Source organism: Salegentibacter echinorum (assembly GCF_900129445.1).
GTDB classification, from domain to species: Bacteria; Bacteroidota; Bacteroidia; order Flavobacteriales; family Flavobacteriaceae; genus Salegentibacter; species Salegentibacter echinorum.
Genome location: NZ_FQVT01000010.1, coordinates 1 through 12,497 on the forward strand (window position 1 = coordinate 1; position 12,497 = coordinate 12,497).

Consider the following 12,497-nt stretch of genomic DNA (forward strand, 5'->3'; position numbering starts at 1 on the left):
TCAAAGATGACTTCTCTAGTCTTAATTCTAAATTATTTGTATCGCTTTTCTCTCGAAAAACGTACGCGCTGTCAATTCAATAAATCAATGAACTTCAAAAGCCCCACCTAGCCTCCCCAAAGGGGAGGAACCAACTCCTTAATCATTCCCCTTTCGGGGGAACAGGAAGGGGGCTTCCTATCTTGTAAAAAACAAAGGAGTCGAACCTTTCTTATATAACGCCCCGTCCGGCGGTTTCTTTTTCAATATTTCTGGGAACTTGTTTTGCTGTGAAAGCGGCTGCAAATATACGTCGCTTTGTTTTTACCAGCCAAACTTTTTAAAGGTTTTTTTAAAATTTTATTTTCGCTAAAACCAAACCTTAAAAGAACGTCGCAATTATTATTTTTGCGGGTGCAAATATACAACTCTTTTTTAATGTGGCAAGCAAAAAATAAATTATTTTTTTACTGAGCGTTATTTGATAAAAATTACGCTGTATCTTTAAATACACACGCTATCAAAAGCCTTAATACAATCCCCAATATGCAATGAACTTTGCCAAGCTAAGCTATTCGCTGTCCTGCTAAGCGGGGGCAAATATACACCCGTTTTTTGAGTGGGCAAGCGTTCTATGAAATTAATTTAAAAAAATCTTAAACAGCAAACTTAAAAGACTTCAAATTAGCGGGTTGGGATTGAAAAAAAATTAAAGGAGAAAGAATCAATTGACACTGCTTCTTGTTTCACTCCATTTATCGGTTAATTCCACATACTCAAAATCTAAAGCAGTAGCCTGTGGTTCCAAAAGATTATTCATAAAAGAACGCTGCAAAATATCTTCAATCAAAAAGTCTTCATGATTGTTCTTAGGATCATACTCTTCCTTTAAAGATATTTCAAATAGACTTGCCGTGGTATTGTACCAGAATGCCCGCCAACCGCTTTTTAAATTTTTAATTAGGTTAAAAGTAGTTGTGCCCGTTTGCCTATGCACCAACTTTACCAGAATTTGACCTTCGGTGTGGGTAAGCTTTTTTAATTCCGCAGAAAACTCATCCTCTATATATTTTTGAACTATCCTCGTATAAGATCGTCGTTTCGATTTAGATTCTATTGCTTCCAATCTACTATTTAATTCTACTAATCTTTCTGAAGCCAGTTTAGCATAGGGATACACCTTTCTCGTTTTTCTTCTTAATATAAGGTAACGCCTTCTTTCAGCAAGACTATTAAATCGTAACTTTTTTAAAATAACTACTTCTTTAAGGTCAATACTTTCCCTGGGTACAGTATCTCCGGCTATAATCATATATTTTTTCTGTAGAGTATCCTGCACCTGCAAGCTGTCTTGCGCGAAAAGCGTAGAAAAAGCAAAGAATAATATGACAAAAAGTATCCTGGGCATGAACCAAATATTTTGTTTGCTGTTGTACTAAAACCATTCCAAAATTAATGATTATTGCGTTGTGGACCGTTTAATTCTTATTAAATTCGTGAAAAATAAAAACTATGAGTACAGACAGCATAATAGATAAAAAAGCTTTAGAATTTCTAGAAAAATACCTTAATAATGCATCACCCACAGGATATGAGTCTGAAGGACAAAAACTATGGATGGATTATCTAAAGCCTTATGTAGATGAGTTTTTTACAGACCCTTATGGTACAGCCGTAGGAGTAATTAATCCTGAAGCCGAATATAAAGTTGTCATAGAAGGACATGCTGATGAAATCTCCTGGTATGTAAATTACATCACCGATGACGGGTTTATCTATGTAGTTAGAAATGGGGGTAGCGACCACCAAATTGCAGCTTCCAAACGCGTAAATATCCATACCAAAAAAGGCATTGTAAAAGGTGTTTTTGGATGGCCGGCCATTCATACCCGCGATAAAGACAGCGAACAATCCCCTAAGATAGACAACATTTGTATAGACGTGGGATGTAGCACCAAAGATGAAGTAGAAGAATTGGGCGTTCACGTAGGTTGCGTAATCACCTATCCCGATGAGTTCTTTATATTAAATGACAATAAGTTTGTTTGCCGGGCATTAGATAACCGAATGGGTGGCTTTATGATTGCGCAAGTAGCGAAATTATTAAAAGAGAACAAAAAGGAATTGCCTTTTGGTTTGTATATCACCAATTCGGTGCAGGAAGAGATTGGGCTTCGCGGTGCAGAAATGATTACACATCATATTAAACCAAATGTGGCGATAGTGACCGATGTAACTCACGATACGAATACCCCCATGATTAACAAGAAAAAAACCGGGGACACTAAAATTGGTCACGGGCCGGTAATTGCTTATGCGCCCGCAGTACAAAATAAATTAAGGGAATTGCTTACCGATACAGCTACCGAGAAAGAAATTCCGTTTCAAAGAGCCGCAAACTCCAGGTTTACCGGTACCGATACCGATGCTTTTGCCTACAGCAATGGCGGGGTTCCTTCCGCATTAATCTCACTTCCTTTAAGATATATGCACACCACGGTAGAAATGGTGCATAAAACAGATGTAGAAAATGTGATCAAACTAATATACGAAAGCATCTTAAAAATTAAAGACGGCGATAAGTTTAGCTATTTCGAATAATTTTTTAGTTTAATTCTGAATAAACTCAAACCCTTTTAACATTCAGGAAAGGGTTTTTTCTTTTATAGAAATATTCAATATTTAATTATAAAGTAAACCGGCATTCTTAATACATCCTGGCAATAATGGTTTAAATATCGCTAATGGAGTCTAATTTCAGGAATATTACGAGTTACTTAGCTATACTTTCACAAATGTTTATTATTCTGGTTTTTTATTTCAGCTTATATTTATAAAAAAAGAAATGACTATTTCTCCGGAAGAGATTGAATCCCTAATATCAGATCCTTATGAAGCGGTCGCTTTTGCCAGGCTAACTTATGTTTCCGAAGAGCACCTTTCTATTGAACGAAAAAAGAGAGGACGGGGATTCTCATATTTGCAAAAAGGAGAGCGCCTGGAAGATAAGAAAACCATAGCTCGTATTAAAGAATTAGTAATTCCTCCAGCCTGGCAGGATGTTAAGATTAGTCATCTTGAGAAAGGACACCTTCAGGTAGTGGGACGGGATGAGAAAAACAGAAAACAATATATATACCATCCTACCTGGAGCAAATTAAGAAATGAAACTAAGTTTTTTAAAATGGCTGCTTTTGGTGAAAATCTACCCAAAATAAGAAAACAAGTAGATAAGGACCTTGACCTACCAGAGATGAGTCAAAGAAAAGTTTTAGCGCTTATTCTTAGGCTTATGGAAGAAACACATATTAGAATTGGTAATGAATATTATGCAAAGAAGAATAAAACCTACGGACTTTCTACTTTTAGGAGTCGGCACGTAAAAACCCATAAAAATCGCATAAAATTTGAGTTTATTGGCAAAAAAGGGAAAGAGCACTCGGTAACCGTAAAGAATAAAAAGTTAATCAAACTAATTAACCAGTGTGAAGAAATTCCCGGCTGGGAGCTCTTTAAATTCTTTGATGAAAACGGTGAAAAACGAAGCATAGACAGCGGAATGATCAATGAGTACATCCACGAACTAACCGGTGATCTATTTTCAGCTAAAGATTTTAGAACCTGGAGCGCCACTAAAATTTTCTTTGAGACCTTAAGAGAATTAGGATATATCGAAGAAGAAAAACAAAATAAAAAAAACCTGCTAAAAGCCTTCGACGCATCTGCCGAAGGTTTGGGCAATACCCGGGCGGTATGTCGCAGCTATTACGTGCATCCAAAGATTATCAATTCCTACGAATCTGGAGAAATAGAGCCCTATTTTGATAAGGTTAAGGAAGAAACAACTCAAAATTATGTAGCGCTCTCTGAAACTGAAAAAGTGATTCTCGAAATGATTAAAGATTACGAAGTAATTCTGTAAATTGCAGTTATAAATTTAGTCAAATTAGTGCTGTGATGAATACCATAGCTTCCCGTATCGCCGATTTTTTAAAGGATTTTCCACCCTTTAAATTTTTAGAGAAAGAGCAGCTACTAAGCATTTCTGGCCAGGTAAAAGTTTTATACCTGGAAAAAGGTAAAATGTTTTTTTCTGAAGGTGAAAAAGGCCATCAACATTTTTATGTAGTCAATAAAGGAGCTATTTCTTTAGAGCGAAAGCATAATGGCGAGCTGGAGACTATAGATAAATGCGATGAAGGGGATATTTTTGGTCTTCGGCCGCTTTTTGCCAAAGAGAATTACCTCATCAACGCTATCGCCGAAGAAGAAAGTATAGTTTATGCCATTCCTATTGAAAAATTCAAGCCTCTTTCTGAAGAAAACAAAGAAGTAGGTAATTTCCTTATTCAGAGCTTTGCTTCCAACACCCGGAATCCCTACTCTGAAGCGCATAAAGGTAAACTTGTTTCAGATCACGGGGCCGAAGAACATAAATATCAATCTAACTCTAATCTTTTTGAACTCCAGCCGGCACCAATTACCAGAAAAGTGGTATTGGTTTCACCAGATACTACAATTAGACAGGCAGCACAATTGATGAGCGAAAAAAGATTGGGCTCGGTGCTGGTTGCCGAGAAAGGTATTCCAAAAGGAATAATTACCGACGAGGATTTTCGGGAAATGATTGCTTCGGGAGAATTTGAGAGCGAAACCACCGTTGCGAAGATCATGGCTTCCCCGGTAGTTTGTTATCCGCGGGGTTTAAGCATTGCCCAGGCGCAGCTTAGCATGATGAAACATCATATTAACCATATTTGTATTACCGAAGATGGCACGCCAAATACCAAAGTAACCGGCATTCTTTCTGAACATGATATTATGGTTTCTGAAGCGCACAATCCTTCCATCTTAATGAAGGCTATACAGCGTAGTAAAAGCACTAATGAACTAAAGAAAATTAGGCATAAGATCACTTTACTGCTACGAGGTTTTATAAGTTCCAATATCCCCTTAACGCATATTTCAAAAATTATTTTTGAATTAAACGATGCCACCATCAAAAGAATTATTGAGCGTTGTATCAAAAAACTTGGTACTCCCCCACCCTGTGATTTTGCCTGGGTTTCGTTGGGCAGCCAGGGCCGGAAGGAACAATTGTTACAAACCGATCAGGATAACGCGATTATTTTTGAAGATGTTTCCGCAGAAAAACTGGAAGAAGCGAGAGCTTACTTTTTAGAACTCGCTAAAAAAGTAAATAAGCGCTTGCGGATAATTGGCTATGAATACTGTCCTGCCGAAATGATGGCCAAAAACCCCAAATATTGTCTTAGTCTAACGGAATGGAAAAAACAATTTAGCGATTGGATCGTGAATCCCGGCAACGACGAGATTCTGCTTTGTTCTATTTTTTTCGATTTTGATATTAGCTACGGAAATATAAAACTTACCAACGCCCTGGCCGATCATATTTTCGAACTTACCCGCGATAATCGTAAATTTTTTGCGGTAATGGGTGCAACCACATTAAGAAACCCTTCACCGCTCGGTTTCTTTAGGCAATTTTTAGTAGAACAGGACGGAGAAAACAAGGATTATTTTGACATAAAAAAACGTGGAATTACCCCAATTACAGATGCTGCGCGATTGCTTATTTTAAACCACCAGGTAAAAAACATAAGCAATACTGCAGAGCGTTTTGAAAAACTAGCGCAGCTGGAGCCCAATAACAAAGAATTATTCCTGGCTTGCGCTTATGCGTCTAAAGTCTTAATTAAATTAAGGACAAAACACGGTTTGAAAAATAGAAACAGCGGGCGTTTTATAGATCTTTCCAGCCTAAGCAAGGAAGAGCGCATTAAATTAAAACGCTGTTTTAAAAATATAAGGCAATTGCAGGAATTGATAAAGTTTAAATTTGAAGTAAGCCCCTACGTTTAATGTTTAGTATTTTTAGAAAAAAACCAGAAAAATATCCTGAATTTTGGCAAAAGTATGCAGCCAAATTCTCAGAGGCGCTGCCAGCAGAAATCAAAGACACCCGGTTTATTGCTTTTGACACCGAAACCACCGGCTTTAATTTTATAAAAGACCGCATGTTATGTATTGGTGCCGTTGCAATTCACAACAATAGTATTGATGTTTCGCATAGCTTTGAAGAATATATCTCTCAAAACACTTTTAATCCTGAAACCGTAAAAATTCACGGTATTATTCAGCACGAAAGGCTGGAAACACTTACGGAAGAAGAAGCGATAAAAGATTTTCTAAAATATATTGGAAATTCGGTCTTAGTTGCTCATCACGCAGGTTTTGATATAGGAATGGTAAACGCGGCTTTAGAACGGATAAATTTGCCTAATTTAAAAAATAAAGTTTTAGATACCTCAAATTTATATCGTCGCACCCGTATTCATTCTAATTTGATTAACCGTGACAAACATTATACTTTAGATGACCTGGCCGAAACTTATGATATCGCGATAAAAGACAGGCATACTGCCGCCGGCGATGCATTTATCACCGCTATTGCTTTTTTAAAGATAATGGGAACTTTAAATAGCGACAAAAAGTTGAATTTAAAAACGCTATTGAAATATTGACCAGTATCAGTTTTCAGTGGGCAGTTTCAGTTTGCAGTGAGCAGTAAGCAGTGAGCAATACTTGAACAATGCTCACTGCGACTGCCTACTAAATTTACTTACTGTAAGCTTTTAAAAAAGTTTACAAAGCATCTTTCATAATTTCATCTACAATTTCAGGATTTAACAATGTTGAAGTATCGCCAAGATCTTCGGTTTGTTTGGAAGCGATTTTACGTAAAATCCTTCTCATAATTTTACCACTTCTTGTTTTTGGAAGTCCGCTAACAAACTGAATTTTTTCCGGTTTAGCGATAGGCCCAACTTTTTCTGAAATTTGCTGGTGTATCTCTTTTCTAAGATTATCCTGGTTTCTGGATTCCCCGGCTTCTTTCAGGATCACGTAGGCATAGAGCGCGTTTCCTTTAACTTCATGAGGGAAACCAACAATAGCAGATTCTGCTACGGCGGGATGCTCATTAATAGCATCTTCAATAGGTGCAGTACCAAGGTTGTGACCAGAAACGATAATCACATCGTCCACCCTACCGGTAATCCTATAGTAGCCAACCTCATCTCTTAAGGCCCCATCACCGGTAAAATACATGTTTTTATAGGTAGAAAAATAGGTGTCTTTATAACGTTTATGATCGCGCCATACAGTTCTGGCAATAGAAGGCCAGGGAAATTTTATGCACAATCTTCCATCAACCTGTTTATCCATGAGCTCATTTCCATTTTCATCCATGATAGCCGGTTGAATTCCCGGGAACGGTAATGTAGCATAGGTTGGGATTACCGGGGTAACATAAGGAATTGGGGAAATCATAATTCCGCCAGTTTCCGTTTGCCACCAGGTATCTACTATAGGGCTTTTATTTCTTCCCACATTATCATTATACCAGTGCCAGGCTTCCTCATTAATAGGTTCTCCTACCGAGCCTAAAACTTTAAGTGAAGAAAGGTCGTGCTTTTCTACAAGTTCCACATTCTTTTTGGCTAACGCCCTAATTGCAGTTGGCGCTGTGTAAAATTGATTTACTTTATGTTTATCTACCACTTCCCAAAACCTACCGGCGTCTGGATAAGAAGGAACCCCTTCAAACATTACGGTAGTGGCGCCGTTGGCAAGCGGCCCATATAGAATATAAGAATGTCCTGTGATCCAGCCAATATCGGCGGTACACCAATAGACATCATCCTCTTTATACTGAAATACATTTTTAAAAGAATAGGCAGTATAAACCATATATCCCGCGGTGGTGTGTACCATGCCTTTAGGTTTCCCGGTAGAACCAGAAGTATATAAAATAAACAAGGGGTCTTCAGCATCCATGGTTTCTGCGGCGCATTCGTCTGATGCTTCTTCCAAAAGTGGCTCCAACCATTTATCGCGCTCCTGCATGTTAACATCGGCGCCGGTTCTTTTAGCTACGAGCACGGTTTCTACATCTGGACACTCTGTCATTGCTTTATCGACAATTCCTTTTAGATCTATAGTTTTATTTCCGCGGAAAGAACCATCGGAGGTTATAACCATTTTACAATCGGCGTCGTTGGTTCGGCTGGCCAGAGCTTTAGACGAAAAGCCTGCAAAAACCACAGAATGAATAGCTCCAATTCTGGCGCAAGCTAACATCGCGTAAGCTAATTCTGGGATCATAGGAAGGTAAATACAAACCCTATCCCCTTTTTCTATGCCTTGTGATTTTAAAACGTTAGCAAACTTATTAACTTTTTTATGCAATTCACCATATGAAATATGCTGCGCCTCTTCTTTGGGGTCATTAGGTTCCCAAATAATGGCAGTATTATCGGCCCTGTTAAAGAGAAAACGATCTATACAGTTTTCGGTAATATTGAGTTTAGCATTTTCAAACCATTTCACCTCCGGTTTATCAAAATCCCAACTCAACACATTATCCCATTTTTTGCGCCAGGTAAAATGTTCTTCGGCTACTTCTTCCCAAAAATTTTCGGGCTCTCTAACCGATTTACGATATACCTGAAAGTACTCCTCTAAATTCTTAATATGGTAATTACTCATAACTTAAATAAATATTTTAGTGGCTAGTTTGATTAATAATTAAAAAATTGAAACATCTTCCCTGCAATTTAAAAAATACATTGGAATATAAAATATTCAGCCCCTATTAAAACAGCTCAATTTAAACTTTTGAGAAAAAACTAAGCGAAATAGGTTTCTTATTCATTAAAAATAAAAAAACCGGACTAAAAGCTAATCCGGTTCTATTTTTCACAATAAGATAAAGGCTATTTTAGATAATCCAGTACATTTTCTTCAATCCTCTGCTGAATATTATTAATATCACTCTTCACAAAAGCTTCTCCGGTAATTTTTTCATAGAGTTCAATATACCTTTCAGAAACCGAGTTTATATAATCATCGCTCATTTCGGGTAGAATTTGTCCTTCTTTCCCCTGAAAATCGTTTTCAATAAGCCATTGTCTTACAAATTCCTTAGAAAGCTGTTTTTGCGATTCTCCGTTATCCTGTCTTTCCTGATAGCCATCGGCATAAAAATACCGCGAAGAATCTGGAGTGTGAATTTCATCGATCAACACAATTTTTCCATCGGCAGTTTTTCCAAATTCATATTTGGTATCTACTAAAATGAGTCCGCGTTTTGCTGCAATCTCAGAACCACGTTGAAATAAATCCCAGGTATATTTCTCTAAAACCTCATAATCTTCTTTCGAAACGATACCTTGTTTTAAAATTTCAGCTTTAGAAATATCTTCATCGTGATCACCCTGTTCTGCTTTTGTTGCCGGCGTAATTATAGGTTCAGGAAATTTATCGTTTTCATTTAAGCCGTTTGGCATTTCCACACCGCAAAGCATACGTTTCCCCCCTTTGTATTCCCGGGCTGCATGCCCCGCCAGATAACCTCTTATTACCATTTCTACTTTGAATGGCTCGCAAGCCTGGCCGGCTGCCACATTAGGATCTGGGGTTGCTTCCAACCAATTTGGCACCAAATCGCTGGTAGCTTCCATCATTTTTGTGGCAATTTGATTAAGAATTTGTCCTTTATAAGGAATTCCCTTCGGCATCACCACATCAAAAGCTGAAAGCCTATCGGTAGCTACAATTATAAGTTTATTGTCTTTTAGTGTATAAACATCCCTAACCTTGCCTTTATAAACGCTGGTTTGCGATGGAAAGTTGAAATCGGTTTTTATAATGGTATTGCTCATTAGTTTGTAATATAAAACTTAATTGATAAAATTGGAGTCCCGGGCTAACATTGTTTTGGAAACCCCTTAGGTAAATTGTATAATAAATTAAATTGTCTCGCCGGGCACTTCCACCAACTCAGCACAGGCCTGTAGAAGCGTTCCAAATAATAGCGTCTTCGACAAGCTAAGATTGACATTTTGCAATAAATAAATCATTGTTTTTTTAGATTATTTTCAATTGAAAGTTAGTTTCAGGGTAATTGAAACTTATTCGGCCTGTTCAATCTCCTTATATGCTGCAATAATTTTTTTAACCAGCTTATGTCTTATTACATCTTTATCATCAAGATAGATCATCCCCACTCCTTTCACTTCTTTTAAGACCAATAAAGATTCTTTTAAACCAGAGACAGCTCTTCTTGGTAAATCAACCTGCCCGGGATCTCCGGTAATCATAAATTTGGCACTTTTTCCCATCCTGGTAAGAAACATTTTCATTTGGGCGTGGGTAGTATTTTGCGCTTCGTCTAAAATCACAAAAGCATTGTCCAATGTTCTTCCTCGCATAAAAGCGAGCGGTGCTATTTGGATGGTTCCTTTTTCGATATAAGCATCTAATCTTTCGTGGGGGATCATATCACGCAACGCATCATAAAGCGGCTGCATATATGGATCTAATTTCTCTCTTAAATCCCCGGGAAGGAAACCCAGGTTTTCCCCGGCTTCTACCGCAGGCCGGGTTAAAATAATCCTTTTTACCTGTTTTGATTTTAAAGCTTGAACTGCCAAAGCAACCCCCGTATAGGTTTTTCCGGTTCCGGCGGGACCAATGGCAAATACCATATCATTTTTACGCATTAATTCTACCAGTTTTCGCTGGTTTGCAGTTTGGGCTTTTATGAGCCGGCCGCCTACCCCGTGTACCAGTACATCGTCACTTTTAGCCGAAGTTTGATATTCAGCACTGCTTTTGCTGGTCAACACCCTCTCAATAGCATTCTCGTCCAGCTTATTGTATTTAGTAAAGTGCTCCATAAGCATATTGATACGTCCATCAAATTCCTCCAGCATTTCATCATCTCCAAAAACTTTAATCCTGTTTCCCCTGGCTACAATCTTTAGTTTTGGGAAATACTTTTTTAAAAGTTCAATATTTTCATTCTGCTGCCCGAAAAATTCGCGGGGATTAATATCTGAAAGTTCAATAACAAGTTCGTTCAAAAGCTTAAAGTTTAAATTGAAAAAAGATGTTCAAAATATTTTTATTTATAGTTATTCTTTTTTTGTGTCTACTAAGTTTAAATGCTAATTTTGGCAAATAAAATTTAGTGTAATGCTTAGCGGCAAGATGAGAAAAAATCACCACATCACCACACCCAATGTAGGGAAAATTAAAAAACAACCGGCTTAATTAAAAGCATTCTTAGTTGTTGCGTAGTGCGCTCATTGCTACTTAGCTTCATTACAAACTTACACAAAATTAGCGCTTACATTTAAAAAAATATATTAACAATTATCTATGGCCATCATTACTTTAACTACAGATTTTGGAGAGAAAGATTATTTTGTCGGGGCAGTTAAAGGCGCAATTTACAACGAGCTGGATCAGGTAAGGATTGTTGATATTTCGCATTCGGTCTCTCCTTTTCATATAAGCGAAGCAGCCTATATTATAAAAAATGCATATCGCAGTTTCCCAAAAGGAAGCATTCATATAATTGGAATAGATTCTGAATTTACTCCAGAAAATAAACACCTGGCCGTGTTACTGGACGAGCATTATTTTATTTGCGCCAATAATGGGATTCTATCTCTCTTAGCTTCAGAAATTAAACCCGAAAAGATTGTAGAAATCAATATTCACGATACTACCCAAACCAATTTCCCGGTACTGGATGTTTTTGTGCGGGTAGCCTGCCATATAGCTCGTGGGGGAACTTTAGATGTTATTGGAAGAAATATTAACGAAATTCGCTACCTTAAGCAGTTTGAGCCAATAGTAAATACTGAAGAAGATCAAATTATAGGCCACGTGCTCTATATTGACAACTATGGCAACGTGGTCACTAACATTAATCGAAAATTATTTGAACAGGTGGGCAAAGGACGGGAATTTGTAATAAGTGCCAGGATGCTCACCTTTAAAGATATTTACGAATCATATTCCGATTGGATCAATTTTGATGTAGCCAAAGAAGAACGCGGCGAAGAAGGAGGAAAAAAATTGGCATTATTTAATTCTGAAGGAAATATAGAATTAGCCATTTACAAAAGTAATCCTTCTACCGTAGGAAGCGCTGCTACCCTCTTCGGACTCGAAATTAGGGATACCGTTACCATAAACTTTGAAAAATAATGCTGAACAGAATCGTAAAAATGAGTTTTAAGCCCGAAAAAATTCCGGAATTTCTGGAAAATTTCGAGCAGAACAAACATAAAATCAGCGGATTTGACGGCTGTCATAAAGTTGAATTATTGCGGGACAAACACAATACCAATCGGTTTTTTACGTATAGTTACTGGACCGATGAAACAGCTTTAGAAAATTACAGAAATTCTGAAATCTTTAAAGGAATTTGGGCAAAAACAAAGGTTTTATTTAATGAAAAACCCGAAGCCTGGAGCACTGAGGTTGTGAGTTGTGAGTTGTGAGTTGTGAGTTGTGAGTTGTGAGTTGTGAGTTGTGAGTTGTGAGTTGTGAGTTGTGAGTTGTGAGTTGTGAGTTGTGAGTTGTGAGTTGTGAGTTGTGAGTTGTTTAAAGAAAAAATAATATATGAAAAAGGAAGATTT

General features: G+C 37.5%; 10 protein-coding genes. 6 read left to right on the forward strand and 4 right to left on the reverse strand.

Translation table 11 applies throughout. The annotated features are described in order from the left end of the window. Positions 1-703: 703 nt before the first annotated feature. Positions 704-1,387 carry a DUF4294 domain-containing protein gene (locus BUA71_RS12940; protein WP_072880474.1) on the reverse strand — a complete coding sequence of 228 codons (684 nt, stop codon included), beginning with the start codon at positions 1,385-1,387 and terminating at the stop codon, positions 704-706. 104 nt (positions 1,388-1,491) lie between these two features. On the opposite strand from BUA71_RS12940, the gene BUA71_RS12945 reads away from it, so the two are divergent. The 4 genes from BUA71_RS12945 (at position 1,492) to BUA71_RS12960 (ending at position 6,524) form a co-directional block, all read left to right on the forward strand. Further along, on the forward strand, positions 1,492-2,580 hold the full coding sequence (locus BUA71_RS12945) for a M42 family metallopeptidase (RefSeq protein WP_072880476.1): 1,089 nt from the start codon (positions 1,492-1,494) through the stop codon (positions 2,578-2,580). A gap of 244 nt (positions 2,581-2,824) precedes the next feature. Continuing rightward, positions 2,825-3,901: a DNA topoisomerase IB gene (locus BUA71_RS12950; protein ID WP_072880478.1), complete on the forward strand. Its 1,077-nt coding sequence runs from the start codon at positions 2,825-2,827 to the stop codon at positions 3,899-3,901. 35 nt (positions 3,902-3,936) lie between these two features. Further along, complete coding sequence (locus BUA71_RS12955) at positions 3,937-5,862, forward strand: DUF294 nucleotidyltransferase-like domain-containing protein (protein WP_317040908.1); 1,926 nt, start codon at positions 3,937-3,939, stop codon at positions 5,860-5,862. Continuing rightward, a complete protein-coding gene (locus tag BUA71_RS12960) occupies positions 5,862-6,524 on the forward strand; it encodes a 3'-5' exonuclease (protein ID WP_072880482.1) in 663 nt (220 codons plus the stop codon). Before BUA71_RS12955 ends, BUA71_RS12960 begins: the two co-directional genes overlap by 1 nt. 121 nt (positions 6,525-6,645) lie before the next feature. Here BUA71_RS12960 and acs read toward each other — a convergent pair whose 3' ends face one another. From acs to BUA71_RS12975, 3 genes are all read right to left on the reverse strand, one after another. Next, positions 6,646-8,550 (reverse strand): acetate--CoA ligase, encoded by a 1,905-nt coding sequence (gene acs, locus BUA71_RS12965; protein ID WP_072880484.1) that lies wholly within the window; start codon positions 8,548-8,550, stop codon positions 6,646-6,648. Positions 8,551-8,777: 227 nt separating this feature from the next. Next, positions 8,778-9,725 (reverse strand): phosphoribosylaminoimidazolesuccinocarboxamide synthase, encoded by a 948-nt coding sequence (locus BUA71_RS12970; protein WP_072880486.1) that lies wholly within the window; start codon positions 9,723-9,725, stop codon positions 8,778-8,780. A 249-nt stretch (positions 9,726-9,974) separates the two neighbouring features. After that, entirely contained in the window at positions 9,975-10,928 is a 954-nt protein-coding gene (locus tag BUA71_RS12975) for a PhoH family protein (protein WP_072880488.1), read from the reverse strand. Between the two features lie 298 nt (positions 10,929-11,226). Here BUA71_RS12975 and BUA71_RS12980 point away from each other — a divergent pair, with 298 nt between their 5' ends. Both BUA71_RS12980 and BUA71_RS12985 read left to right on the forward strand, forming a co-directional pair. Then, positions 11,227-12,063 (forward strand): SAM hydrolase/SAM-dependent halogenase family protein, encoded by an 837-nt coding sequence (locus BUA71_RS12980; protein WP_072880490.1) that lies wholly within the window; start codon positions 11,227-11,229, stop codon positions 12,061-12,063. Next, positions 12,063-12,359, forward strand: coding sequence for a putative quinol monooxygenase (locus BUA71_RS12985; protein WP_072880492.1), 297 nt, complete (start codon positions 12,063-12,065; stop codon positions 12,357-12,359). The genes BUA71_RS12980 and BUA71_RS12985 overlap by 1 nt, the downstream gene beginning before the upstream one ends. Positions 12,360-12,497: the final 138 nt, after the last annotated feature.